Source organism: Polynucleobacter sp. MWH-S4W17, assembly GCF_018687535.1.
In the GTDB taxonomy this organism is placed as follows: domain Bacteria; phylum Pseudomonadota; class Gammaproteobacteria; order Burkholderiales; family Burkholderiaceae; genus Polynucleobacter.
The window spans coordinates 1564638-1588517 of the sequence record NZ_CP061295.1 but is presented as its reverse complement, the minus strand read 5'-3'; the positions used below and the strand labels follow the sequence as shown (position 1 = coordinate 1588517).

The window sequence follows — 23880 nt, the reverse complement described above, 5'->3', positions numbered from 1 at the left end:
TTTTTATTGGATTTACTTGTATTTAGTTCGTATTAGTACTAAACTAGTTCTAACTAGTACTTTAAATAGGATTTATGAACTTTTTACCCGCCCTGAGAAACCTCGTTTCTTCATATCAAGCATTTGAGCGTTATTCAGCTCCGCATATAGCGGCAATGGGTTTAACAATGACCCAGTTTGATGTGATTGCCACATTGGGAAATCAATTGCCAATGACCTGTAAAGAGTTGGGAGAAAAAACATTGGTTACTAAGGGCACTCTAACTGGTGTCTTAGAGCGATTGGGGGCCAAAGGTCTTATTCTTCGAGAGACAAATTCTGAAGATGCCCGTAGTCAACTCATTGGATTAACACTAGAAGGTCAGTCTGTATTTGAAAAAGTATTTCCGGAGCATTTAGAGTATCTAAGTAAAGCATTTAAAAAATTATCGTCAGATGAATTAAAGCAGCTCGAAGAATCACTCAAGTTGTTGAAAGACATCTTTTAATCAAGTTGAAAATTTGAAGGAGAATGTAATGACTAAAGTAGCTGTCGTATTTCATAGTGGATATGGACACACCGTAAAGCAGGCTGAGGCTATTGCTAAAGGCGCTAATGGAACATTGATTGCCATTGACGCTGAGGGCAATATTACTGATGAACAATGGGCGACAATTAATGATGCTGACGCGATTGTATTTGGCTCTCCAACCTATATGGGTTCGGTTAGCTGGCAATTTAAGAAGTTTGCTGATGCTAGTTCTAAGCCATGGTTTTCACAGCAGTGGAAAGACAAAGTCTTCGGTGGTTTTACGAATTCAGCAACGATGAATGGGGATAAGCATTCAACCTTGCATTACTTCTTTACTTTGGCCATGCAGCATTCTGGCCTTTGGGTTGGTACTGGATTGATGCCTTCGAATTCGAAAGCGGCTAAGCGTGATGACATTAACTACGTAGGCTCATCTGCAGGTGCAATGATGCAAACACCATCGGATGCAAGTGCTGATGAAGTGAATGCGGGTGATTTAGAGACTGCAAGGCTGTACGGTGAGCGCATTGCAAAAATTACCAAGCAGTTGCGCGGCTAATGAATAAAGTCAGATACACCTCAATTGCCATCATCTTACATTGGGTGATGGCGCTTTTGATATTTGCAACATGGTCAATTGCAATTGCTGTGGCTGATATGCCATTAAGCCCAGTCAGAATTACAGGAATCAGCTGGCACAAATGGCTTGGTGTCACCATATTCTTTTTGGTGGTGCTACGTTTGTTGTGGCGTGCAATTCAACCTGCTCCTGCATTAAACATCGCAATGCCAGCATGGCAAGAGCGTGCAATGAAGCTAACCCATCTTGCACTGTACTTACTAATGCTTCTGATTCCGATTGTGGGCTGGTTAATGAGTTCCGCTAAGGGCTATACCGTCAACTACTTTGGCTTATTTGAATTGCCGGATTTGGTAGATAAAGATAAGGCACTTGGCCATCAGCTGAAAGAGATCCATGAGTTTCTGGCTAACGGCTTAATGGCTTTGGTTGGGCTTCATATTTTGGCTGCACTAAAGCATCAATTTATCGATAAAGATGGCTTAATAAGTCGCATGACCTTTGGAGGCTCTACCCATGAAAAGTAAATTCTCATTACGTTTTGAGATATTGGCACAAGCTTTATTAGCTATGCTATTTATTGGCGCTGCAAGCTCAGCTTATGCGGTGGAGTATTCATCTATTGATGCCGCGAAAAGCAAAATTACTTTTACAAGTAAATTGATGGGCTCAAAGATCTCTGGAAGTTTTGGAAAATTTTCAGGGAAGGTTGTATTTAACCCGGACGAGCCAGAAAAAGCGAAGGCCAATCTCATCATTGAGATCTCTAGCTTTAACGCTGGTGGAGAAGAGTTACAAGAAGAAGCAAAAGGAAAAGACTGGTTTAGTACAAAGCTCTTCCCAACTGCAAGCTATGTTACTGACTCTGTTAAGTCCACAGGCCCTAATAGTTTGGATGCCCATGGAACCCTAATCATTAAGGGTAAAGCAGTACCACTGTTGATTTCTGTCAAGTATCAGCCGCAAGGCAAGCAGATGGTCTTTGATGCCAGCTTTCAGGTACTGAGGTTAGATTTTGGCTTAGGTGCTGGAAATTGGGCAGATACTTCCGCGGTTGCCAATGAGGTGCCAGTCAATGTTCACTTAGTCTTAAATCAAAAATAGTTTTACAAATTAACTTATCTAAACTCATTTTTACTAACTTAGTTATTCAATTTTTAATCAGGAGAATTACATGAAATCAAAATTACTTATCGCTTTATTTGCAACAATTGGTCTTAGCTCTGCTTTTGCTGCGCCAGTAACTTATGCTACTGATGCTAACCATACCTTTGCTCAGTTTGAATATAACCATTTAGGATTCTCTAAGCAGACTAGCCGCTTTAATGCAGTTGCTGGAACTGTAACAATTGATCAAGCCGCGAAAAAAGGCAGTGCAGATATCACTATTGATACGAAATCTGTTGATACAGGATCTACTTTGTTTAATAGCCATATTCAAAGCGAAGACTTTTTATCTACCACTCAATTTCCTACTGCTAGCTTTCAATCAAACGATATGATTTTTAAGGGCGACAAACCCGTGGCTTTAAAAGGTGTGTTGACATTGAAGGGTGTAAGTAGGCCAGTTACTCTAAATATCACTAATTTTGAGTGCAAAAAACATCCAATGTCTGGCGTTGATTATTGCGGTGCCAATGCCGAAACAAAAGTTAAGCGCACAGAATTCAATATGGGTAAATACGCGCCGAACGTAGGTGACGATGTAACCATCATGATTGCTATTGAGGGCTCTAAAAAGGAGTAATTCCTTTTGTTGGGCTGATGTCCTCTGAAAAACCACCTACGGGTGGTTTTTTTTCTTGGTTGACTCGGCTTATAATTACATAAGTAATTGAATTAAATGGGATTATTCCTTTAACTCCACTTTTGCTGGTTTGACAGCTCTTAGGGGCTCTTGGACAATGCCATGGGTGGTTGATTCAAGCCCCAAGCCCTCATGACAGTCGATACTCATTCCTCCTCCAATACACCGCATTTGATGCTCGAAGCTCGTAGGCTGACTTGTATTCGTGGGGAGCGACAATTATTTCAGAATCTGAATCTCATGGTAACGGCTGGAGAGTGCCTGCATGTGCGCGGCGAGAACGGGGTTGGGAAAACCAGCCTACTGAGACTCCTGACGGGACTCTCTAAACCAGATGTGGGAGAAGTTCTTTGGAATCATCAGTCAATCGCCAAAGATCCCTCTACATATCATCGTGAACTTTTATTCCTGGGGCATCGTGATGCTCTTAAAGAAGATCTCACTGCATTGGAAAATCTGCAGTTGTATGCAGTGCTTGATGATATTCAATTGCCACACGATAAGGCCCTAGCAGCGCTCTGGCGTTTTGATTTGCGTGGGCGTGAGAGCTTGCCGGTCAGTTTTTTATCTGCTGGACAAAAGCGTCGGGTCTTAATGGCTCGCATGTTGACACGTCAAGCCAAGTTGTGGATCTTAGATGAGCCATTTAATGCGCTTGATATTCATGCCGTACAAGATTTACAAGGATTAATAGCGGAGCATGTGGAGCAAGGTGGTTTAGTCGTGCTGACTAGCCATCAAGCGGTGGATCTTCCGCGTGTGAGGGCGCTAGATCTATGAATGCTCTGCTCGCAATCATTCGCCGTGATTTGCTCTTGGTCATGCGCCGCAAAAGTGAGGTACTTACGGCTCTCTTCTTTTTTGTTGTGGTGACTAGTTTGTTTCCATTGGGTATTGGTGCGGATTCTGCTTTGCTGCGTAAGATTGCTCCAGGCGTTCTTTGGGTTGCAGCCCTGCTATCCACACTATTGGGGTTGCAGCGCATGTTTGCCGCAGACTACCAAGACGGCGCTTTAGAGCAGCTTGCCTTGTCGCCGCAGCCTATGGTCTTGTTAGTAACTGGAAAAATTATTGCCCATTGGATTGTGAGTGGACTACCACTCGTGCTCTTGGCCCCGATTATTGGCATTCAGTTTGATCTGGATGCCAGTTCTTTGTATGTACTGATGGGAACTCTATTATTAGGTACCCCAGTGCTATCCTTGCTAGGCTCCATAGGTGCAGCGTTGACCTTGGGTGTCAGAGGTGGCAGCGTGTTATTAAGTTTATTGATACTGCCGTTATATATCCCAGTTCTTATTTTTGGTGCTGGCGCCGTATATGCCAATAGTGTGGGCTTGGATGCCTCAGGCCATTTTTCATTGCTGGGCGCGTTATTGATTTTGGCTTTAGCATTTGTTCCTTGGGTAAGTAGTGCTGCTGTAAAGATTGCAATTGAATGAATCCGATAAATACTTTTTCTAATCACCGCTTAGTTAACTGGTTTAAGTTATCTAGCCCCAGCACTTTTTATCCGGTGGCAGGTAAGCTCATCCCATTTTTCTGGGTCTTAGCTTTTCTATTTGGCACTGCTGGTCTGTGGGTTAGTTTCTTTATTGCGCCGGTAGACGCTGTGCAAGGGCAGGGCTACCGCATCATTTTTATTCATGTGCCCGCATCCTGGATGTCGATGTTTATTTATTTAGTCATGGCCACATGGGCAGGACTGGGACTGGTCTTTAATACGCGTTTGTCTGCCATGATGGCGCAGGCTCTTGCCCCTATAGGTGCTTGGATGGCATTTTTATCTTTGTGGACCGGGGCATTTTGGGGTAAGCCCATGTGGGGTGCCTGGTGGGTTTGGGATGCTCGGCTTACTTCAGAATTAATTCTTCTTTTTCTGTATTTGGGCTTTATTGCATTGCGAGCTTCTATTGATGACCCTCGCCGTGCCGATAAGGCGAGCGCAATTTTGGCTTTGGTAGGCGTTGTAAACGTGCCGATCATTTATTTCTCGGTGAAATGGTGGAATACCTTGCATCAAGGTGCCTCCGTTTCACTCACAAAAGCCCCGGCGATGGCACAAACTATGCTCTGGGGTATGTTGTTGATGGCTTTATGTCTTTGGATGTACACCGTTGCAGTCACCTTAATGCGAGTGAGGGCAATCATTTTGGAACGTGAAGCCCATGCTGATTGGGTGAGACAATCAATTGAGGTGAAAATCTGATGTGGAATAGCCCTTCTGAGTTTTTTGCCATGGGCGGCTACGCACTGTATGTGTGGAGTAGTTTTGGTGTTTGTGTGCTGATATTGATATTGGAGCCCCTCATGGTGCGTGCTCGCTTTAGAGCAATCGTACGTCGGTTGAAGCAAGAGCAATTAGCCAAGCAGTTTGATAAAGAGATTAGTAAGTGAAGCCTAGATATAAACGTGCATTAATGATTATTGCAGCGCTGATCGTAATTGGTGTAGCTGCACTCTTAATTTTGAATGCACTTAATAGCAATATTGCTTTATATGTCACTCCAAGTGAAGTGTCAGCAGGCAAGGCGCCTCAAAGCCAGGCTTTTCGAATTGGTGGCATGGTGAAAGACGGCTCTTTAAAGCGCGATGGTCTAACCGTGCACTTTGTGATTACTGATCTGGTGAAAGATATTCCAGTAGCATATACAGGCATCCTTCCTGATTTGTTTAAAGAAGGTAAAGGTGCCGTGATCCAAGGTCGCATGAATGCCAATGGTGAATTTATTGCTAGCGAAGTACTGGCTAAACATGATGAGAACTACATGCCTCCTGAAGCCAAGCATGCCTTAGAGCAAGCTCAAAAAAACGGAACGAATAAATGATTCCTGAGTTTGGGCATTACGCACTAGTTCTGGCGCTTTGCATTGCTCTCATTCAAGGGGTTTTGCCCTTGCTGGGCGCGCACTATGGCCGACGCGACTGGTTGGTGCTGGCAAGACCTGCTGCGCAAACGGTCTTCTTATTATTGGCGATTGCTTTTGGAATCTTGGCTTGGAGTTTTTACGCCAATGATTTTTCTGTGCTTTATGTTGCTGAGCACTCTAATTCACAGCTGCCGGTGATTTATCGATTCGGCGCAGTATGGGGTGGACATGAAGGATCGCTCTTGTTGTGGATTTTCTTGCTGGCTACCTGGACCATTTTGGTTGCTCAGCTTTCTAAAGCATTAGATGACTTTATGGTGGCGCGAGTAATTGGTGTTTTGGGGCTGGTCACTAGTGGCTTACTCCTGTTTGTTTTAACAACCTCAAATCCGTTTGAGCGTTTATTGCCAGCCGCTCAAGATGGCCGCTCATTAAATCCACTCTTGCAAGATCCGGGCTTAGTATTTCATCCGCCAATGTTGTACATGGGTTACGTCGGTTTTTCAGTGGCTTTTGCATTTGCGATTGCCTCCTTATTGTCCGGAAGATTGGATGCAGCTTGGGCTCGTTGGTCACGTCCTTGGACAACCGCTGCCTGGGTTTTCCTGACCCTCGGTATTGCTTTGGGTTCATGGTGGGCTTATTACGAACTGGGTTGGGGCGGGTGGTGGTTTTGGGACCCTGTTGAGAATGCTTCGTTTATTCCTTGGCTCGTGGGTACTGCCTTATTACATTCTTTAGCAGTTACTGAAAAGCGCGGTGGCTTTAAGAGTTGGACTGTGCTCTTGGCGATTACCGCCTTCTCTTTATCGCTACTAGGAACCTTCTTGGTACGTTCAGGCGTTCTGACCTCAGTTCATGCATTTGCAACCGATCCAAGGCGCGGCATCTTTATTCTGATCTTCTTATCACTCGTAGTTGGTTCGTCCCTGATACTGTACGCATGGCGTGCGCCTAAGAGTTCGATGGGCGGCAAATTTAGTTTGAGCTCCAGAGAAACATTGATTTTGCTTGGTAATGTCTTTTTAGTGGTTTCTGCCGGATCTGTTTTGCTAGGCACCCTATATCCATTGCTGATTGATGCTTTGCATCTAGGTAAGATTTCTGTAGGTCCTCCTTATTTCAATAGCGTATTCGTTCCCATCATGGTGCCATTGCTGGTATTGATGGGTATCGGCCCATGGGCAAGCTGGAAGCAGAGTAATTTAATTGGCATCATTAAGCGTTTATGGATTGCAGGCGCAGTTGCTCTGATTGCAGGCGTTGGAATTCCCTTAATCATGGGGCAATTTACTTGGCTTGCAGGCATGGGCTTCATGTTAGCTTTTTGGGTCATGGCTTCGGGCTGCATGCAAATCGCTCGCCAAGCTAAAGCAGGAAAACCAACCCGTTCCTTTATTGGCATGCAAGTAGCGCATCTAGGTATTGCCGTTTTTGTTATTGGCGTCACAATGGTCGGCGCTTATCAGGAAGAAAAAGATGTGCGCATGTCCGCTGGCGATACAGTAAGAGTTGGCGGGTATCAAATCCAGCTTCAGGGTGTTAGCGCTGCTCGCGGTCCGAATTACCAGGCAATACGTGGCACATTCCTGCTATCTAAAAATGGCAGCGAACAGATCAGTCTTTATCCAGAAAAGAGAAGCTACTTTTCATCGACGATGCCGATGACTGAGGCAGCGATTGATGCTGGGCTCACCCGCGATATCTATGTATCGCTAGGCGAGGAGCTGAATGACCAATCCTGGGCAGTACGTGTTTACTATAAGCCTTTTGTGGATTGGATTTGGGGTGGTTGCCTGTTGATGGCATTAGGTGGCGTGTTGGCTATGTCGGATAAGCGCTATCGACTGAAGTTAAAGAGCAAGTTCGCATGAAAGCAAAATTTTTAATCCCCCTGATCTTGTTTGTAGGCTTGGTAGTCTTTTTGGCTATTGGCTTAAATCGTGATCCACATGAGGTCCCATCGCCTTTAATTAATAAGGCCGCTCCTGCGTTTGAAGTGCCTCAATTAGCCGATGCTAATAAAACATTTTCACCGGCAAGTATGAAGGGTCAGGTATGGATTCTGAATGTTTGGGCATCCTGGTGTGTAGCTTGTCGTGAAGAACATCCGGTGTTGGTTGAGCTTTCCAAGTCCCAAATAGCGCCAGTGATTGGTTTGGACTACAAAGATAATCGTGAAGATGCTGTAGCGATGCTGGCAAAACAAGGTAACCCTTACACACTCTCCGCCTTTGATGGCAATGGACGTGTTGGTATTGATTATGGTGTCTATGGGGTGCCTGAGACTTACATCATCGATAAGGCAGGAGTGATTCGCTTTAAACACATTGGCCCATTAACAGTGGATTTATTGAATCAAAAAATTTATCCTATGTTGAGTGAGTTAAAGAAATCATGAGGCGAATTTTATTAATCGCCGTTTGCGTATTTAGTTTAGGCAACGCGTTTGCCAAAGATGCTGCACCACTCGCGGATGATCCTGTAACAGAGCAGCGCCTCATTAGTATTTCAGAAGAAATGCGCTGCCTAGTTTGTCAGAACGAGTCTTTGGCTGGCTCACGTTCTGATTTAGCAAATGATTTGCGTCGTGAAATTCGGATATTGATCAAAGAAGGTAAGAGCGATGATCAAATCCGCTCGTTTATGGTTGAGCGCTATGGCGATTTTGTACTGTATCGCCCGCCAGTGAAGCCAGTGACCTGGTTGCTATGGATTGGCCCATTTGTTATTTTGGGTCTGGGTATTGCTGGTTTATTAATCTATTTAAGACGTAGAAATAGTAGTCTGCCTGATATCACGCTGACTGATACTGACAATCAAAAAATTGATGCACTTTTAAATGCAATCGATAAGAAAGAGGGATGAAATAAGTGACTAGCTTTTTGATCCCTGCTTTTTTACTCTTGGTTCTGGTGTTAGTGCTATTACTGCGCCCCTTCATCTTCCCCGCAAAGAGCTCTGCGACATCGCGTCGTCAGATGAATGCCACCATATACCGAGAAGAGTTGGATAAATTAGAGGCCGAACATACAGCTGGCGTAATTACTTCTACTGATTATGAAATTGCGCATGCAGAAATGCGTCAGAGACTTTTTCAAGACACCATTGAAGAAGACGACCGAGAGGTTGCGGGCTCTTCAAAGAAGACTGCAATTGGGCTGTGTATCTTTATTGTTTTGCTCTCCTCGGCGCTGTATTTCTCCTTGGGGGATGTTGTTCGAGTAGCCCATAACAATTCTGAAAAACCAGTCACCCAGGAAGGTATCGAAAAAATGGTGGCTGAATTTGCCATCAAAATGGAAAAAGATCCTGGCAACTTAAAAGGCTGGGCGATGTTAGCTCGCTCCTATCGAATCTTGGGCCATGATGAGGATGCTGCCAAGGCATACGCACGTGCTGGTAGCTTTATTGATTCTGATCCGCAATTGTTAGCCGACTATGCAGATGTATTGGCAAGCAATGCAAATGGGAGTTTTGTTGGGAAGCCTTCGCAGTTGATTAATCAAGCCTTAAAGCTGGACCCCAATAACATGATGGCACTTTGGCTTTCTGGAACCGCATCTTATAACGCTAAAAATTACAAGGCAGCGGTGCAGTCCTGGGAGAAGCTTGCGCAACAACTTCCGCCCAATACTGATGAGGTGCGTGCCATTCAGGGATCGATTGCTGAGGCGCGCTCTAAAGGTGGTCTGACTACTTCAGCGCCGGTTGCTCCAACCGGAAAAGGCATTGGCGGCAAGATCGAATTATCTGCTGACCTGAAATCTAAGATTAAGCCTGGCGACATTGTGATGGTAATTGCACGTAAACCTGGTGAGCGCATGCCTGTTGCTGTCTTGAAGGTGCCTGCAACTGACTTTCCAATGAGCTTTATATTGAATGATTCATTAGCCATGAATCCCAGTGCGCCTCTCTCTCAATTATCTGAGGCGAGTATCGAGGCGCGTATTTCTAAGACTGGGATGGCAAAACCGGAAGTGGGGGATTTAATTTCTTCAGTGCAGACAATTAAAATCGGCACAACTAATGTTCGCCTACTAGTCGACCAAGTTCGCCAGTAACGTTTTAGCCTCTACCCACAAATGGCATATTGGTTGCCATAATCGTCATCGATAGAATATTACTTTCTAGTGGCAGTTGAGCCATGTGCAGCACTGCCTCGCCAACATGATTAACATCCATACGTGGCTCTACCTTAATGGATTGATCTGCCTGCATGATTCCAGCAGCCATACGCTCAGTCATTTCTGTGGCGGCATTGCCGATATCGATTTGACCGCATGCGATATTAAAAGGGCGTCCATCTAATGCAATGGTTTTGGTTAAGCCGCTGATGGCATGTTTAGTTGCCGTGTAGGGTGCTGACATTGGACGAGGTGCATGTGCAGAGATCGAACCGTTATTAATAATTCTGCCACCTTGTGGAGATTGCGCTTTCATCATACGAATCGCTTCCTGTGAACACAAGAACGCACCACAGAGGTTGGCATTCACTACATTCATCCATTGCTCATAACTCAGGTCCTCCATTGGTATGGCAGGGGCTCCCATACCAGCGTTATTGAAGAGCACATCAATGCGACCAAATTTATTGCTAAGTGCTGTAAATAGCTTTTTGACTTCATCGGGTTTGCCGACATCGCAAGCAACCGCTATACAGTTACTTTGATTACCACCAATATCAGTAATAGCCTTTTCTAATTTATCTAGATTGCGTCCAGTAAGGACCACTTGATAGCCTCCCTTGAGGAGGGCTTTGGCAGCTGCCCGCCCAATACCAGTTCCTGCACCGGTGACTAGGGCTACCTTGGTTTTTGCTGAATTCATCATGTTCTTTGGGGCTGCTTAAAAGTATCATCTTATCGTGATTTATTAGGCTTGATTTGAAACCTTTGCCTATTGCTTTGCTCGGGGCATAATGCAAAAAACAAAGAGATTTCCATGAATTTCATCAAAAGACAAATTTATAACCCCTTGGCCCTAACAGCAGTCTTTTTTGTCCTGTTAACCATCCTTTTTGGCGTATTGTGGGTTTTAGTCCCGCCACCACCAAAGTCAATCGAGATGGCTACAGGTTTTCCTACTGGCCTGTATTACCATTTTGGCGAACGCCTTAAAACAGAAATAGCCAAAGAGGGTGTTGATCTAAATATTCGATCCACGGGCGGAACTTTAGATAACTTAGCTCTTTTGAATGACCCTAATTCTGGGGTTGATTTTGCAATGGTGCAGGGTGGTGTTGCTAATGTTGCCGAATATCCAAATTTGGTTTCGATAGCCGGAATGTTTTACGAGCCAATTTGGGTTTGGTATCGTGAGGGCGCATTTAAAAATGATGGCGGCCAACTCAAGATTTTAAGTCAGCTAAAAGGTAAGCGCGTCTCTATTGGTAATGATGGGAGTGGCACTTTAGCACTCACTCAGAATTTGTTGCAGACTAGCGGCATTACAGATAAAGAAATTGGCGCGCAGAAATTAAACCCTGATGAAGCAATCGTTAAGTTAAATAATGGCGAATTAGATGCAGTATTTATTGTGGCAGCTGCAGAGGCGCCCATCCTGAAAAAGTTTTACGCTATCCCTGGCATTCGCTTGATGGATTTTGACCAGGCAGATGCATACACCAGAAATCTTAGCTATTTATCCAAGGTCACCGTACCCAGAGGTTTATTGAGTATTGAGCATGATCAACCTCGTCAAGACATTCAGGTGATGGCCGCTACTGCCACCTTGGTAGCCCATGACAATGTAAGTCCAGCTATGGTCTCACTCTTACTGAGTGCTTCTTACGATATTTTGAAGTCCTATTCTCGATTACAAAAGGTAGGCGAGTTTCCCTCTAGCGCTGGATTGGATTTCCCATTGCATGCGGATGCGGAGATTTATCTAAAGGATGGCCCTTCATTCTTACATCGTCACTTGCCGTTTTGGACTGCGGTATGGGCAGGACGTTTTGTCAAAATTGTTATTCCATTGCTAGTCATTTTGATTCCATTGTTTACCTATATCCCCACTACCAAAAATTTCTTATTGCGATTGAAGTTGGCGCAGGTATATGAAGAGCTCAAGGTGATTGAGAAGAATGCCCAAAATCCAGCGTTAAAAGAAAAGAACTTTAAGGACCTTGAAGATATCGAGAGGCGCGTTGGAAATATCAAGGTATCCATGTTGGATGCGAAAGAGTTATATGACCTCAAAGGACATGTGGGTGAAGTGCGTCACCGTTTGAGTTTGGTGAGCTAATTTCATCATCTGCCATAAAATAGACCCATGACAATGACTGACCTTGCGCCAACGCTGACCCCCCTCAAGCAGATCGATCAAGCGTTGCGTGATGACGGCTTTGCTGTGGTTTCTGCTGAGACGGTCTCTGAATTTAGTAATGTAGATCTGTCCAAGCTTCAAGATCTCACGAAGTATTGGGAAAACTTGCCCCGCGACCCTTATTTAAAAGATGGTGGGCGCTATCGCTTTCGTCGACATGCCAGCTATGAGATTAAAGGCGATAAACTCACAATGGTTCCACATCGTGCGCACTGGCAATCGCTGGATTACAACGCGTTACATGGTGGAATTGAGCGCTGGTTTGAGCCCATTCAAGGTGAGTTGTTAGGTAGTTCTGCTTGGCAATCCGTCTTGCTGGGACTTGCGCATATCCTCAACGGCCTCAAGGCTGTGAATACTTGGTTTGTTGAAGCGCATCAATTTCGGATTGATACTACTGATGGCATCGGACGCCCAACACCTGAAGGCGCCCATCGCGATGGCGTTGATTTTGTAGCAGTCTTCTTGTTAGATCGAGAAGGCATTAAGGGTGGCGAGACCAGAATATTTGATACCTCTGGCTCTGCAGGATTGCGCTTTACACTCACGCAACCTTGGTCTTTGTTGTTAATGAATGATCAGCGCATGATTCATGAATCAACCCCAATTCAGCCATTAGGAAAATATGGGTATCGAGATACCTTAGTTCTCACTTACCGCTCTAATGGTTTTCAAGACTCTCCAAATCGAAGTCAGCAATAAGGCTACTGGATTTACTCTGGCTCCATGCCAGCTTCTTTAATCGCTTTGGCCCACTTAGCAGTTTCTAGTTTGATTTTTTGACCAAGGGCTTCAGGCGTTCCTGGCTGAGTTTCAAAACCATTTGCTGAAAGTCGCTCAACTAGATCTTTTGATTTGGCTGCACTGTTGATGGCTTGATTGAGTTTGAGGATGGCATCTTTCGGCATGCCCGCTGGACCAAATGCCGCAAAGAAGGCGATAAGTTCATAGCCTCTGATACCCAATGCTTCATTTACTGTAGGTAGCTCTGGAATAGCCGGCGAGCGCTTCAGGGAGGTGACAGCTAAGCCACGGATTTTGCCTGCTTGTACCTGAGGTAATGAAACTCCAAAGTCGGATGTGAACATATTCACCTGACCGCCAATTAAATCAGTCATAGCATTGGGGCCGCTCTTGTATGAGACCCCAATCATTTTGATATCAGCAAAGCTTGCCAGCATTTCTGATGAAACGCGCTGTGATGTGCTTGCATAAGCAAATGTCACTTTTCCTGGATTAGCTTTTGCTAGAGATACAAAGCCATTCAGTGATTTAGCGGGCACATCATTATTGATGGCAATAATGAGTGGAGCAGATCCAAAAAATCCAATGGGAGTAAAGGCGGTGTCTTGGTTATAGGGTAAATTTTTGACCAAGCTCTTCAGGGCGGCGTTGGTGCTATTGGTTCCGAACAGAATCGTATAGCCGTCTGCGGGGGCCTTGGCCACAAAATCTGCGCCAATCAGGCCATTTGCGCCAGGGCGATTTTCAACAACTACGGGCTGGCCTAATGACTCAGACATTTTTGCAGCAAAAGCACGTCCAATTTGATCGGTTGTGCTACCAGGGGCAAAAGGAACAATCGCTTTAATAGGTTTTGAGGGGTAGTTTTCCGCTGATGCCAGGGGGCTTGCTGAGCCAATGATGAGGCCGGCCCCGATCTGCAATAAACGAACTATTAAAGATTTGCTATTCATGCTGTCTCCATCTTGTTTTCTGTAGTGTAGCGGGTCTATTTGGTTCTGGGCGAGTAGAATGAGTTCACGTTTCTACTGACTAACTATGCGCTTTCGTTCAGCTGGCTATACCCCTCTTATGCTTCTAGCGCAAACCTGTGCTTTATTAGGTTTTGCTTGCTACGCTGTCGTGTTAACGACTTTGCAAGAGGAGTGGCATCTCAGTAATTTGCAGTCGGGCCTGATTGCGAGTGCTTTCTTCTTTGGTTACATGCTTGCCGTTCCTTTAGCAACGGCTTTAACAGATCGGGTGGACGCGCGTAAGGTCTATTTAATAGGCGGTCTCACAGCAAGCTGTGGTCTTTTAGGCATGGGTTTGTTCGCTTATAACTTTTGGACGGCTCTACTTTTTATGGCTCTAAATGGCGCTGGTCTTGCTGGTACCTATATGCCTGGCCTGAAAATTTTGTCTGATCGCATCCAGTCTGGTGAGTTAACGCGGCACATCGCGTTCTATACCGCTTTCTTTGGCATTGGCACTGGATTTTCGTATTTGTGTTCTGGCTGGATTCTAAGTGGGCTTGGCTGGCGCTATGTATTTGGTTTGATTGCTTTGGGCCCGTTCAGCGCTTTCCTGATTGTCTTGTTGCTTATTCCAGCGCTTCAGCATGAGAAATGGCAAGGACCAATCAATATTCGTCTGCACGATATCTTTCCGGTGGATAAATGGAAGTTGGTTTTGCAGGACAAAAATGCTGCAGGATTTATTTTCGGTTACACCGCTCACACTCTAGAGCTCTTTGCATCGAGAAGCTGGATTGTTGCCTTCTTTGCTTTTTGTGCAGTTGCTTCTGGCGAAGATTTTTTCCTAACGGCTACTACTTTAGCTGGGGTGATTAATTTCTTTGGTGTGCCATCGTCCATATTGGGTAATGAAATTGCTCTGCGAGTCGGGCGTCAAAAGTGGGTTTGTATTGTGATGCTGACTAGCGCTGTATTCGGTATTGCATTTGCTTGCTCAACTGGTCAGTCGTGGTGGTTGATTGTTGCTCTGGCTATTGGGCATGCCATATTCATCATGGCAGATTCCTCAACGCTCACTGCGGGCTTGGTAATTAGTGCACAAGAAAATATCAAGGGCGCTGCAATGGGCCTGCACTCATTGATGGGTTTTGGTGGTGGCCTATTGGGCCCCGCTATTTTTGGTTTCATCTTGGATATTTCTGGTTCTCGTACTTCACAAGTTGCCTGGATATGGGCATACGTTGCCGTAGTCATGTGGGGCGTTCTGTTTGTGATTTACGAACGACGTAGAGGCTGGGGCGGCTCAGTGCACGCATGAGTAATCAAATAAATGAGCAGATGAACAAAAAGAATGCTTTAGTTTGCTATCACTGTTCAAGCCAGATTCTCCCAGGGGAATTAACTGAGGCGGAACTGGGTGGTGAGACGCGTCCATTCTGTTGTCCAGGTTGCATGGCAATCGCGCAAACAATTCATGGAGAAGGCTTAGAGGTTTTTTATGCCAGACGTTCTCAGTCGGGTGATAAGCCGGCGGCTTATCTTGTAAGCAATGAGATTCCAGAAAAACTCAAACCTTATGATGATCCTTCGTTACGAGGTCGTTTCACCCGCACATCTGGAGGGGAGGGTGATCTTGAAACCACTCTGCGCTTAGAAAAAATTCGATGTGCAGCTTGTGTTTGGCTGTGCGAGCAACATTTGCGTCGTAATGCAGGCGTTAAGGATGTGCAAATCAATTATGTTACTCAAAAGGTAATGGTGCGTTTTTCCCCAGATAAAACCAGCTTAGCAAGATTACTTTTTGAAATTGAGCGCATTGGTTATGAGGCTTGGCCATTTGAGCCCTCCCAATCATTAGATCGTGCTAAAAAGGAAAGACGCCACCTGCTTTTGCGACTAGGTGTAGCAATGCTGGGCATGATGCAAGTCATGATGTATGCCTGGCCTACGTATGTCGGCGCTGACATCACTCCGGAATTTGAGATTCTTTTAGGTTGGACTAGCTGGTTATTGACTGTCCCTGTGATGGTCTACTCAGCAGGACCTATATTCCAGTCTGCTTGGCGAAGTGTTCAGTCGTTTAAGCAAACGCATATGTTGGGAATGGATGTTCCTATCGCTTTGGCTTTGGCTTTGGCATTTACTGCGGGCACCATTAATTTAGTTGCCGGTGTTGGGCACACATATTTTGATTCCATCACCATGTTTGTAGCATTTATCTTGGCGGCCAGATATGTGGAGCTATTAGCAAGACAAGATGCGCAAGGTGGAGCAGAGGCCTTAGCTAAACAACTACCTGCAACATGTGAACGGGCATTGAGCTACCCGGCATCACAAGAAATTGAAGTGGTTCCCGTGGTTAATTGCAATCCTGGAGAAGTATTACGAGTTTCCCCGGGGGAGGTGGTGCCTGCTGACGGTGTCTTGATTGAAAATGTGAGCGCCTTAGACGAGTCTTTGCTCACAGGCGAATCTAAGCCAGTTGAGAAAAAGATTGGTGACCGTGTGTACGCTGGCACTCATAATATTCTCAATCCATTGCTCATGCGAATTGAGGCAGTGGGGCAATCAACCCGCATAGCAGGTATTGCTTCCTTACTGGATCAAGCATTGCTAGCTAAACCAGTCATGGTGAGTCTGGCTGAAAAGTGGACTGCTTATTTTGTTGCCTTCCTACTATTTGGTGCGTTTGCTTCGTCGGCTATCTGGCTTTACTTCGACCCTAGTCGTGCATGGACGGTTTTAGTTTCCGTTCTAGTAGCCAGTTGTCCCTGTGCTTTATCGCTAGCAGTGCCAACTGCTATGGCAGCAGCTCAGGGCGCCGTAACTAAATTGGGTTTGCTAATTGTGCGTGGCCATGTAATGGAAGGTTTAGTAAAAGCAACTGACTTAGTGTTAGATAAAACCGGCACGCTAACGATGGGTCAGCCAGAGTTGCAAGAGATCACTAATTTGCGTACGGGCTATCGACGTGAAGATGCGTTAGCCTTAGCTACGGCATTAGAGGCGGGGCAAAGACATCCGTTGGCGCTTTCTTTGATACGTGCTAGCACCTCTGAAAATCTATCTTTACCTATATTGAGTGAGCCAGTGATTAATCAACTGGGAAAAGGTTTAAGTTCGGGCGAGTATCGCTTGGGAAGTCCATTGTGGCTGGGGTTAGAGCAGAGTGCGCAATTAGGGCAATACGGTCAGGTTCATTTAGCGGATGCGCAAGGATTGATAGCTAGCTTTGTATTTTTGGACACGCCTAGAGCAGGGTTAGAGCAATTCCTAAAAGTAGTGAAGTCTAGAAAGATTGCAGTGCATTTAGTGTCTGGTGATGATCGCGCCACGGTTGCATGGTGGGCTCAGCATGTTGGTATCGAGCACTATCAAGGCGGCTGTACGCCTGAAGATAAGTATGACTACATCGAAAGATTACAAAAAGAAGGTTGTTTTGTATGGGCTATTGGGGATGGTGTGAACGATGCGCCTTTGCTTGCCCGTGCAGATATCTCTATTGCGGTTGGTGCTGGCGCACCATTAGCTGCTGCTGGAGCCGATGCAATTCTGACGGCCAGCTCTTTGGAGTCATTAGCAAAAACTTTGTTGCTAGCTGATAAAACTCACATGATCATTAAAGAAAATTTATGGTGGGCCTTAGCTTACAACTTGCTCGCTATACCTGCTGCAATGATGGGTTTGGTAAATCCCTGGGTTGCCGGGATCGGAATGTCACTTTCTTCGTTAGCCGTGACTTTAAATGCCTGGCGTTTACGAAAGGCTTAGACTATAGAGATGGAAAGCCTATTTCTTCTCATTCCCGTTTCTTTGGTTTTAATTGGCCTTTTGGTCTGGATTTTGAACTGGTCCATAAAAAATGGTCAATTTGACGATTTAGACGGTCCCGGTGAGGCGATTTTGATGGATGATGACACCCCAAAATCCAAATAAGTTAGTAAACACTCTCAAAAATAGCTATATATCTAAATAGCTCAAGAAATCTAGGGTTTCCCTTTGAGGTTCAATCTGAATTTGTCCCACCCTTTTTGATATAGATCAAATCCCCCTTAGAGCTCTACTTTGATAATCAATCCAGTCTATTTGGATTATGTCGCTGTTTGGTCACAAAAAAGGAGAAACCATGGGACTTACCGTGGGGAGTAATCAAGATACCTTCAATTACAAGGTTGTCAGCCAATTTGCCATCGTTACTGTGCTTTGGGGAATTGTTGGCATGCTTGTGGGAGTTATCCTCGCAGCCCAGTTGATCTGGCCTGAAATCACTTTTAATATTCCTTGGCTGAGCTATGGTCGCTTGCGTCCTTTGCACACTAATGCAGTGATTTTTGCTTTTGGTGGATCAGCTTTATTCGCAACATCCTATTACATCGTTCAGCGTACATGTCAGGCGCGTTTGTTTTGTGACAAGCTAGCAGCCTTTACCTTCTGGGGTTGGCAGGCAGTTATTGTGCTGGCTGCAGTGACATTGCCATTGGGCATATCAACCTCAAAAGAATACGCTGAGCTTGAGTGGCCGATTGATATTTTGATCACTGTAGTTTGGGTAGCTTACGCAGTTGTTTTCTTTGGCACCATCATGAAGCGCAAAACGAAACATATTTACGTTTCGAACTGGTTCTTCGGTGCATATATTCTGACTATTGCCATTCTGCATATCTTTAATAACTTAGAGATGCCTGCAACATTATGGAAGTCCTATTCCGCATATGCTGGGGTACAAGACGCGATGGTTCAGTGGTGGTATGGTCACAACGCAGTAGGCTTCTTCTTGACTACTAGCTTCTTGGGCATGATGTATTACTTCATTCCAAAGCAGGCTGAGCGTCCAATCTATTCATATCGTTTGTCGATTGTTCACTTCTGGGCTTTGAACTTTACGTATATGTGGGCAGGCCCTCACCACTTGCAACACACTTCTTTGCCCGACTGGACTCAGTCGCTCGGTACTGTGTTCTCTTTAATTTTACTAGCTCCTTCTTGGGGCGGCATGATCAACGGCATCATGACATTGTCTGGCGCTTGGTATAAATTACGTCGTGATCCAATCTTAAAATTCTTGGTAGTAGCATTGTCCTTCTACGGTATGTCTACTTTTGAAGGCTCCATGATGTCCATCAAGACAGTGAACAGTTTGTCTCACTACACAGACTGGACTATTGGACACGTGCACTCTGGAGCTTTAGGTTGGGTAGCCATGATTACTATTGGTTCTCTCTACTATCTAATTCCACGCTTGGTTGGGCAAAAAGAAATGTACAACACCAAGTGGATTGAGTTGCATTTCTGGATTGCCACTATTGGTGTTGTTCTTTATATCGCTGCAATGTGGATTGCCGGTGTTATGCAAGGTTTGATGTGGAGAGCATTTGAACCAGATGGCACGTTGACATACAGCTTTGTCGAGTCTGTTAAAGCGACTTTCCCTTTCTATGTCATTCGTTTGATGGGCGGCTTGTGCTATCTAAGCGGCATGTTCTTGATGGCGTACAACGTCTTCAAAACAGTGCAGGGTAAAACTTTTGTAAATGCGCCTATTCCAATGGCCGTTGCTGAACACTAAAAGGAGAAGAAAATGTCTAGCGAAAATAAATTCTTTTCCCACGGAACGCTTGAGAAAAACGTTGGTTGGTTAATTATTGCAACGATCGTGGTGGTATCGATTGCAGGGTTGGTGCAAATTGTTCCACTCTTTTTCCAGCACACTACGACTGAGCCTAGCCCTGGCGTTGTTCCATACACAGCTTTACGTTTAGCTGGCCGCGATATCTATCAACGTGAAGGTTGTGTTGGTTGCCATTCACAACAGATACGGACTTTGCGTTCTGAAGTCGAGCGCTACGGCCCTTACTCTTTGGCTGGCGAGTCTGTATATGACCATCCATTTCTATGGGGCAGTAAGCGTACAGGCCCAGATTTAGCTCGTGTAGGTGGACGCTATTCAGATGCTTGGCATCAGATCCACTTAAATAACCCACGCGATGTGGTGCCTGAGTCAAATATGCCTGCTTATCCATGGCTCGGAAAAAATGCGGCAGATGCAAGCTCTATTCAGTCACATATGGTTGCCATGCGTCGTTTAGGCGTTCCATACACTGATGAAATGATTGCAAATGCACCTGCAGAGTTAGAGGGTAAGACGGAGTTGGATGCATTAGTTGCATACCTGCAAGGATTAGGTATTACGCGTCGCTATATTACTGTTGAAGAAGTTGTGGCGAAGTAATCAACAAGGTTATTAATTAAAACTACTTAAATCAAATGGAACAGATCACTCCCTACCTCTCGGCATTTTCTACGGTAATAGGCCTTGTCTTTTTTGTAGGAATTGTTTTGTGGGCTTGGTCTCCCGGTCGCAAAAAAGCAAATCGGGAATCAGCAGAGCTTCCATTTGATCTTCCGGATGAATTTAGTAAGGACAAATCATGAGTGACTTTTTTAGCAGTGGTTGGAGTGCTTACATCGCCTTAGTTGCATTAGTTGGAATTTTCTGGTGTATCTGGCTTTTGTTCTCCCAAAGGAAAGCTAAGGTTGTGCATACGGCCGATGGTGCGGTTGCTGATACGGGTCACGTATGGGATGGCGATCTGCGTGAGTTAAACAATCCATTGCCACGTTGGTGGATGTGGATGTTCTTGCTCTCTTGTATCTTCGGATTGGTTTATTTGGTTTTATTCCCCGGTCTTGGATCGTTTCCTGGAGTGTTGGGCTATAGCACTGATGGATCGCTAATGCAATCTATGACTAATGCTAATGATGAGCTTAGGCCTGTTTATGCGAAATACGTCAAGATGGACATTGAGCAAGTAGCGGCCGATCCTAAAGCCCGTGAAATGGGTCAACGCCTCTTCTTAAATTCTTGTGCACAGTGCCATGGCTCTGATGCTGGTGGTGCAAAAGGCTTCCCTAATTTGACTGATGGTGACTGGCTCTATGGGGGTTCACCAGAAAATATCAAAGCATCCATTACCTATGGTCGTGGCGGTGTAATGCCTCCATTCCCACAGTTGGATAGCAATCAAATTGTGGATGTTGCTAACTATGTACGTAGCCTTTCTGGTCTGTCTGCAGAGGATGCTAAAGCAGCTCGTGGCGCACAAGTATTCGCTGCAAACTGCGTAGCCTGTCATGGTCCTGATGCCAAAGGAAATATTGCTATTGGCGCACCAAATTTAACTGATAAAACTTGGTTATATGGCGGTTCAGAAGCGACGATTATTGAAACGGTAACTAAGGGACGTATGGCAATGATGCCTGCTCAAGACAAGGTATTGAGTCCTGAGAAGATCCAGGTGTTAACAGCTTATGTCTGGGGTTTATCTAACAGTAAACAACCGGCAACAGCTAAATAAGATTAGTAATTAGTGCCATATATTCCGCCGGGTGGGAAACCTGTTCCGATAGAAGTTATTGAGGAGTCTCTTTACGAGGTCCGGCGAAAGATTTATCCGCGTTCAGTGTCTGGGCTCTTTGCCCGCTGGCGCCTCATTCTGGTATTTGCTACTCAGCTGCTCTTTTATGGCTTGCCATGGGTTAGTTGGAATGGCCGTCAAGCAGTTCTTTTTGATTTAATTCAGCGTAAGTTTTACATCTTTGGCCTCGTGTTATGGCCACAAGACGTGATTTATCTTACCCTGTTATTGATTCTTTCCGCGCTCGCTTTATTTCTGTTTACTGCAGTTGCCGGGCGTCTTTTTTGTGGATACGCCTGTCCGCAGACTGTCTATACCGAAATCTTTATGTGGATCGAGCGCAAGGTTGAGGGAGACCGTTTTGCGCGGATTCGATTAGATGGCGAAGAGTGGCCTTGGGGTTTCCGTAAATGGCGCTTAAAGATTACGAAGCATTTCCTCTGGTTATTGATTGCATTCTGGACAGGCTTTACTTTTATTGGGTATTTCACCCCAATTAGCACCTTAGGTTCTGCATTAATTCACCTGTCTTTGGGCCCATGGCAGACTTTCTGGTTGTGCTTCTATAGCTTTGCAACCTGGGGTAATGCAGGGTTTATGCGTGAGCAGGTTTGTAAATATATGTGCCCATATGCACGCTTCCAAAGTGTGATGGTGGATAAAGATACATTCTTGGTTACATACGACAAAGTGCGTGGTGAACCCAGGGGTAGCCGCAGTAAATCTGCAGATCAAGCTTCTCTAGGTTTAGGTGATTGTGTTGACTGCAGTATTTGTGTTCAAGTTTGCCCTACTGGTATTGATATTCGTGATGGCTTGCAATATATGTGTATTGGTTGCGGTGCCTGTATTGATGCATGCGATCAAGTGATGGAGAAGGTAGATTATCCAAAAGGACTCATTCGCTATACGACTGAGCGTGCCATTGAGGATAAAGAGTCCAATCAAAGTGCGATTCGTCATATTTTGCGTCCGCGCGTATTGATCTACACCGCTTTTATTACTGTGCTTACAGCCGCTTTTCTAGTTTCTCTCGCCACCCGAAACCCATTAAGGGTTGATGTGATGCGTGATCGTGGAGCGTTGGCGCGCGAGGTCGAGGGTGTAAGGATTGAAAATATTTATCGCATTCAAATCATGAATGCATCAGAAAATAATATGAATGTGCAGGTGAAGGCGCTTGGTTTGGATGGGTTAAAAGTGCTTAATTCACAAGGGCAGATTGTTACCGAGATTGAGGTTGGGCCAGCTAGCAATCTTCTGATGCCGATCAAGGTGAGCGCCGATGTTGGAGCGAATGAGGCTGGTAACTACCCAATTCATTTTGATGTAGTTGCCCATGAGATGTCAGGTGACGAGTTAATTACGAGAACTCGCGAAGAGAAATCTACTTTTATTATTCCCCGTTAAGCTAGAAGGCAATGGAGAGGATGGATATGACAGAGCAACAAACTACTAAACCCTGGTTCAAGCAACTATGGCCATGGCTTTTAATTAGCGGACCAGCTGTCGCCATGATTGGCTGCGCTATTACTATTTACTTAGCTGTAAATCTATATGCAGATAAGCCATTGCGTGATGGCGTTGTGAAACAGGGCTTAAAAGTTGAACAGATTAAAGATACGCAGGCAACAAAATGAAGTACCGCCTACTAATCTGGATTTTGTGGCCCTCATTTTTGGTGGCCGGTATGGCAGAGGGCTTGTTATTTACTGTGATCCACCCACAAGACCTTTTATTTTTTGGTTATCACCCAGATATTTCTGATGAGGGCATCTATACCATTGGATTTTTTGTGATCTGGACCTTCTGTGCGGCGTCCAGCGCGTTGACTGCTTATATTCTGCCCGGGATTGAGTCACCCGATAGCAAGGAAATCGACCGCGGCTTAATTTAAGCCTGTTTGATTGGAATTTCAGGGCTTGCGCAGCCGTGGCGATCTGGGTTTGGAATTCCTGCTAGTTCGTAAAGCCCATTCATATCGATGAGTTTGATGTGGCGTTGTTTAATTTGAATGAGGCCCGACTCTGCAAAGCGTGAAAGCATGCGACTAACGGTTTCAATCTGAATCCCAAGATAGCTGCCAATATCATTGCGGCTCATACGTAAGTCAAATTCATTATTTAAATAGCCGCGTGCAGCAAGACGTTGCGAGAGGCTCAATAAAAAGGCTGCCAATCTTTCTTCTGCACGCATCGTGCCAAGTGACAGTAGGTGACGCTGATCTTGAGTCAGCTCACGACTCATTATTTTGTGGAACTGATTTTGCAATACAGGGATCTGCCGAGCCAAATCTTCAAAAGCATCGTAACGAATAATGCAGACTTCACTTTCTTCAAGTGCAATCGCATCAGACTGATAATGTCCTTCACCAATGCCATCAAGACCTAGAATTTCACCGGGCAGATGAAAGCCAATCACTTGTTGTCGACCGTCTTGCAGGCAGAACTCTGTTTTAAGAGTGCCAAAGCGCACGCTATATACAGAACTGAGTGGGTCGCCGTGACGATAAAGGCTTTCACCTTTTTGAAGATGAACACGCTCTTTAACTAAGGTATCGATCTGGGAAACTTCGTTACTATTTAATCCAACCGGAAGGCAAAACTGACCCAGTACGCATACAGAGCATTTGCTGGTTGGGCTATCGGTAGGTTTGTAGTTCATATTAG

29 protein-coding genes are annotated in these 23880 nt (G+C 45.1%); 26 read left to right on the top strand and 3 right to left on the bottom strand.

The window, feature by feature from the left end; translation table 11 throughout:
• Positions 1 to 74 precede the first annotated feature (74 nt).
• The 14 genes from C2755_RS07925 (at position 75) to ccmI (ending at position 9833) form a co-directional block, all read left to right on the top strand.
• Complete coding sequence (locus C2755_RS07925) at positions 75 to 488, top strand: MarR family winged helix-turn-helix transcriptional regulator (RefSeq protein ID WP_215320693.1); 414 nt, start codon at positions 75 to 77, stop codon at positions 486 to 488.
• Positions 489 to 516: 28 nt separating this feature from the next.
• Positions 517 to 1071 (top strand): flavodoxin family protein, encoded by a 555-nt coding sequence (locus C2755_RS07920; RefSeq protein ID WP_215320691.1) that lies wholly within the window; start codon positions 517 to 519, stop codon positions 1069 to 1071.
• Positions 1071 to 1619, top strand: coding sequence for a cytochrome b (locus C2755_RS07915; RefSeq protein WP_215320689.1), 549 nt, complete (start codon positions 1071 to 1073; stop codon positions 1617 to 1619). The genes C2755_RS07920 and C2755_RS07915 overlap by 1 nt, the downstream gene beginning before the upstream one ends.
• Complete coding sequence (locus C2755_RS07910; RefSeq protein ID WP_215320687.1) at positions 1609 to 2196, top strand: YceI family protein; 588 nt, start codon at positions 1609 to 1611, stop codon at positions 2194 to 2196. The genes C2755_RS07915 and C2755_RS07910 overlap by 11 nt, the downstream gene beginning before the upstream one ends.
• 70 nt (positions 2197 to 2266) lie before the next feature.
• Positions 2267 to 2839: a YceI family protein gene (locus tag C2755_RS07905; protein WP_215320686.1), complete on the top strand. Its 573-nt coding sequence runs from the start codon at positions 2267 to 2269 to the stop codon at positions 2837 to 2839.
• Between the two features lie 192 nt (positions 2840 to 3031).
• Positions 3032 to 3679 carry a cytochrome c biogenesis heme-transporting ATPase CcmA gene (gene ccmA / locus C2755_RS07900; protein ID WP_251368456.1) on the top strand — a complete coding sequence of 216 codons (648 nt, stop codon included), beginning with the start codon at positions 3032 to 3034 and terminating at the stop codon, positions 3677 to 3679.
• Positions 3676 to 4341: a heme exporter protein CcmB gene (gene ccmB, locus C2755_RS07895; RefSeq protein ID WP_215320684.1), complete on the top strand. Its 666-nt coding sequence runs from the start codon at positions 3676 to 3678 to the stop codon at positions 4339 to 4341. The genes ccmA and ccmB overlap by 4 nt, the downstream gene beginning before the upstream one ends.
• The gene (gene ccmC, locus C2755_RS07890) at positions 4338 to 5108 is read left to right on the top strand and encodes a heme ABC transporter permease CcmC (protein WP_215320682.1); all 771 of its coding nucleotides are present in this window, start codon (positions 4338 to 4340) and stop codon (positions 5106 to 5108) included. The genes ccmB and ccmC overlap by 4 nt, the downstream gene beginning before the upstream one ends.
• Positions 5108 to 5296: a heme exporter protein CcmD gene (ccmD, locus tag C2755_RS07885; protein ID WP_215320680.1), complete on the top strand. Its 189-nt coding sequence runs from the start codon at positions 5108 to 5110 to the stop codon at positions 5294 to 5296. The genes ccmC and ccmD overlap by 1 nt, the downstream gene beginning before the upstream one ends.
• Complete coding sequence (gene ccmE / locus C2755_RS07880) at positions 5293 to 5727, top strand: cytochrome c maturation protein CcmE (RefSeq protein WP_215320677.1); 435 nt, start codon at positions 5293 to 5295, stop codon at positions 5725 to 5727. The genes ccmD and ccmE overlap by 4 nt, the downstream gene beginning before the upstream one ends.
• Positions 5724 to 7643, top strand: coding sequence for a heme lyase CcmF/NrfE family subunit (locus C2755_RS07875; RefSeq protein WP_215320675.1), 1920 nt, complete (start codon positions 5724 to 5726; stop codon positions 7641 to 7643). Before ccmE ends, C2755_RS07875 begins: the two co-directional genes overlap by 4 nt.
• Positions 7640 to 8170, top strand: coding sequence for a DsbE family thiol:disulfide interchange protein (locus C2755_RS07870; RefSeq protein WP_215320673.1), 531 nt, complete (start codon positions 7640 to 7642; stop codon positions 8168 to 8170). The genes C2755_RS07875 and C2755_RS07870 overlap by 4 nt, the downstream gene beginning before the upstream one ends.
• On the top strand, positions 8167 to 8637 hold the full coding sequence (locus tag C2755_RS07865) for a cytochrome c-type biogenesis protein (protein ID WP_215320671.1): 471 nt from the start codon (positions 8167 to 8169) through the stop codon (positions 8635 to 8637). Before C2755_RS07870 ends, C2755_RS07865 begins: the two co-directional genes overlap by 4 nt.
• 5 nt (positions 8638 to 8642) lie before the next feature.
• On the top strand, positions 8643 to 9833 hold the full coding sequence (ccmI, locus tag C2755_RS07860; protein ID WP_215320669.1) for a c-type cytochrome biogenesis protein CcmI: 1191 nt from the start codon (positions 8643 to 8645) through the stop codon (positions 9831 to 9833).
• A gap of 4 nt (positions 9834 to 9837) precedes the next feature.
• Here ccmI and C2755_RS07855 read toward each other — a convergent pair whose 3' ends face one another.
• A complete protein-coding gene (locus C2755_RS07855) occupies positions 9838 to 10599 on the bottom strand; it encodes an SDR family oxidoreductase (protein ID WP_370623808.1) in 762 nt (253 codons plus the stop codon).
• A gap of 114 nt (positions 10600 to 10713) precedes the next feature.
• Here C2755_RS07855 and C2755_RS07850 point away from each other — a divergent pair, with 114 nt between their 5' ends.
• Both C2755_RS07850 and C2755_RS07845 read left to right on the top strand, forming a co-directional pair.
• Positions 10714 to 12015: a TAXI family TRAP transporter solute-binding subunit gene (locus C2755_RS07850; RefSeq protein WP_215320664.1), complete on the top strand. Its 1302-nt coding sequence runs from the start codon at positions 10714 to 10716 to the stop codon at positions 12013 to 12015.
• A 27-nt stretch (positions 12016 to 12042) separates the two neighbouring features.
• On the top strand, positions 12043 to 12798 hold the full coding sequence (locus tag C2755_RS07845) for a 2OG-Fe dioxygenase family protein (RefSeq protein WP_215320662.1): 756 nt from the start codon (positions 12043 to 12045) through the stop codon (positions 12796 to 12798).
• An 11-nt stretch (positions 12799 to 12809) separates the two neighbouring features.
• On the opposite strand, the gene C2755_RS07840 is transcribed toward C2755_RS07845, so the two are convergent.
• Positions 12810 to 13793, bottom strand: a complete 984-nt coding sequence (locus C2755_RS07840) for a tripartite tricarboxylate transporter substrate binding protein (RefSeq protein ID WP_215320660.1) — start codon at positions 13791 to 13793, stop codon at positions 12810 to 12812.
• 85 nt (positions 13794 to 13878) lie between these two features.
• Between C2755_RS07840 and C2755_RS07835 the strand changes: the two genes are divergently transcribed.
• The 10 genes from C2755_RS07835 (at position 13879) to C2755_RS07790 (ending at position 23108) form a co-directional block, all read left to right on the top strand.
• Entirely contained in the window at positions 13879 to 15114 is a 1236-nt protein-coding gene (locus C2755_RS07835) for an MFS transporter (RefSeq protein WP_215320658.1), read from the top strand.
• Complete coding sequence (locus C2755_RS07830; RefSeq protein WP_251368455.1) at positions 15111 to 17567, top strand: heavy metal translocating P-type ATPase; 2457 nt, start codon at positions 15111 to 15113, stop codon at positions 17565 to 17567. The genes C2755_RS07835 and C2755_RS07830 overlap by 4 nt, the downstream gene beginning before the upstream one ends.
• A 9-nt stretch (positions 17568 to 17576) precedes the next feature.
• Entirely contained in the window at positions 17577 to 17732 is a 156-nt protein-coding gene (gene ccoS, locus C2755_RS07825; protein WP_215320656.1) for a cbb3-type cytochrome oxidase assembly protein CcoS, read from the top strand.
• A gap of 190 nt (positions 17733 to 17922) precedes the next feature.
• Positions 17923 to 19362, top strand: a complete 1440-nt coding sequence (gene ccoN, locus C2755_RS07820; protein WP_215320654.1) for a cytochrome-c oxidase, cbb3-type subunit I — start codon at positions 17923 to 17925, stop codon at positions 19360 to 19362.
• Between the two features lie 12 nt (positions 19363 to 19374).
• On the top strand, positions 19375 to 20025 hold the full coding sequence (ccoO, locus tag C2755_RS07815; RefSeq protein ID WP_215320652.1) for a cytochrome-c oxidase, cbb3-type subunit II: 651 nt from the start codon (positions 19375 to 19377) through the stop codon (positions 20023 to 20025).
• 35 nt (positions 20026 to 20060) lie between these two features.
• A complete protein-coding gene (locus C2755_RS07810; protein ID WP_216860878.1) occupies positions 20061 to 20228 on the top strand; it encodes a cbb3-type cytochrome c oxidase subunit 3 in 168 nt (55 codons plus the stop codon).
• A complete protein-coding gene (gene ccoP / locus C2755_RS07805; RefSeq protein ID WP_215320650.1) occupies positions 20225 to 21151 on the top strand; it encodes a cytochrome-c oxidase, cbb3-type subunit III in 927 nt (308 codons plus the stop codon). The genes C2755_RS07810 and ccoP overlap by 4 nt, the downstream gene beginning before the upstream one ends.
• A 12-nt stretch (positions 21152 to 21163) precedes the next feature.
• On the top strand, positions 21164 to 22621 hold the full coding sequence (gene ccoG, locus C2755_RS07800) for a cytochrome c oxidase accessory protein CcoG (RefSeq protein ID WP_251368454.1): 1458 nt from the start codon (positions 21164 to 21166) through the stop codon (positions 22619 to 22621).
• A 26-nt stretch (positions 22622 to 22647) separates the two neighbouring features.
• On the top strand, positions 22648 to 22851 hold the full coding sequence (locus tag C2755_RS07795) for a FixH family protein (RefSeq protein ID WP_215320648.1): 204 nt from the start codon (positions 22648 to 22650) through the stop codon (positions 22849 to 22851).
• Positions 22848 to 23108, top strand: a complete 261-nt coding sequence (locus tag C2755_RS07790; protein ID WP_215320646.1) for a hypothetical protein — start codon at positions 22848 to 22850, stop codon at positions 23106 to 23108. Before C2755_RS07795 ends, C2755_RS07790 begins: the two co-directional genes overlap by 4 nt.
• Here the strand turns inward: C2755_RS07790 and fnr are convergent.
• Positions 23105 to 23875, bottom strand: a complete 771-nt coding sequence (fnr, locus tag C2755_RS07785; RefSeq protein WP_215320643.1) for a fumarate/nitrate reduction transcriptional regulator Fnr — start codon at positions 23873 to 23875, stop codon at positions 23105 to 23107. The two genes, C2755_RS07790 and fnr, sit on opposite strands and share 4 nt — an antisense overlap.
• Positions 23876 to 23880: the final 5 nt, after the last annotated feature.

Bases quoted from the DNA above. Each gene is read 5' to 3' on its own strand.
- C2755_RS07925 (WP_215320693.1), top strand. From the start codon at position 75: ATGAACTTTTTACCCGCCCTGAGAAACCTCGTTTCTTCATATCAAGCA.
- C2755_RS07920 (WP_215320691.1), top strand. From the start codon at position 517: ATGACTAAAGTAGCTGTCGTATTTCATAGTGGATATGGACACACCGTA.
- C2755_RS07915 (WP_215320689.1), top strand. From the start codon at position 1,071: ATGAATAAAGTCAGATACACCTCAATTGCCATCATCTTACATTGGGTG.
- C2755_RS07910 (WP_215320687.1), top strand. From the start codon at position 1,609: ATGAAAAGTAAATTCTCATTACGTTTTGAGATATTGGCACAAGCTTTA.
- C2755_RS07905 (WP_215320686.1), top strand. From the start codon at position 2,267: ATGAAATCAAAATTACTTATCGCTTTATTTGCAACAATTGGTCTTAGC.
- ccmA (WP_251368456.1), top strand. From the start codon at position 3,032: ATGACAGTCGATACTCATTCCTCCTCCAATACACCGCATTTGATGCTC.
- ccmB (WP_215320684.1), top strand. From the start codon at position 3,676: ATGAATGCTCTGCTCGCAATCATTCGCCGTGATTTGCTCTTGGTCATG.
- ccmC (WP_215320682.1), top strand. From the start codon at position 4,338: ATGAATCCGATAAATACTTTTTCTAATCACCGCTTAGTTAACTGGTTT.
- ccmD (WP_215320680.1), top strand. From the start codon at position 5,108: ATGTGGAATAGCCCTTCTGAGTTTTTTGCCATGGGCGGCTACGCACTG.
- C2755_RS07875 (WP_215320675.1), top strand. From the start codon at position 5,724: ATGATTCCTGAGTTTGGGCATTACGCACTAGTTCTGGCGCTTTGCATT.
- C2755_RS07870 (WP_215320673.1), top strand. From the start codon at position 7,640: ATGAAAGCAAAATTTTTAATCCCCCTGATCTTGTTTGTAGGCTTGGTA.
- C2755_RS07865 (WP_215320671.1), top strand. From the start codon at position 8,167: ATGAGGCGAATTTTATTAATCGCCGTTTGCGTATTTAGTTTAGGCAAC.
- C2755_RS07855 (WP_370623808.1), bottom strand. From the start codon at position 10,599: ATGAATTCAGCAAAAACCAAGGTAGCCCTAGTCACCGGTGCAGGAACT.
- C2755_RS07850 (WP_215320664.1), top strand. From the start codon at position 10,714: ATGAATTTCATCAAAAGACAAATTTATAACCCCTTGGCCCTAACAGCA.
- C2755_RS07845 (WP_215320662.1), top strand. From the start codon at position 12,043: ATGACAATGACTGACCTTGCGCCAACGCTGACCCCCCTCAAGCAGATC.
- C2755_RS07840 (WP_215320660.1), bottom strand. From the start codon at position 13,793: ATGAATAGCAAATCTTTAATAGTTCGTTTATTGCAGATCGGGGCCGGC.
- C2755_RS07835 (WP_215320658.1), top strand. From the start codon at position 13,879: ATGCGCTTTCGTTCAGCTGGCTATACCCCTCTTATGCTTCTAGCGCAA.
- C2755_RS07830 (WP_251368455.1), top strand. From the start codon at position 15,111: ATGAGTAATCAAATAAATGAGCAGATGAACAAAAAGAATGCTTTAGTT.
- ccoS (WP_215320656.1), top strand. From the start codon at position 17,577: ATGGAAAGCCTATTTCTTCTCATTCCCGTTTCTTTGGTTTTAATTGGC.
- ccoN (WP_215320654.1), top strand. From the start codon at position 17,923: ATGGGACTTACCGTGGGGAGTAATCAAGATACCTTCAATTACAAGGTT.
- ccoO (WP_215320652.1), top strand. From the start codon at position 19,375: ATGTCTAGCGAAAATAAATTCTTTTCCCACGGAACGCTTGAGAAAAAC.
- C2755_RS07810 (WP_216860878.1), top strand. From the start codon at position 20,061: ATGGAACAGATCACTCCCTACCTCTCGGCATTTTCTACGGTAATAGGC.
- ccoP (WP_215320650.1), top strand. From the start codon at position 20,225: ATGAGTGACTTTTTTAGCAGTGGTTGGAGTGCTTACATCGCCTTAGTT.
- C2755_RS07795 (WP_215320648.1), top strand. From the start codon at position 22,648: ATGACAGAGCAACAAACTACTAAACCCTGGTTCAAGCAACTATGGCCA.
- C2755_RS07790 (WP_215320646.1), top strand. From the start codon at position 22,848: ATGAAGTACCGCCTACTAATCTGGATTTTGTGGCCCTCATTTTTGGTG.
- fnr (WP_215320643.1), bottom strand. From the start codon at position 23,875: ATGAACTACAAACCTACCGATAGCCCAACCAGCAAATGCTCTGTATGC.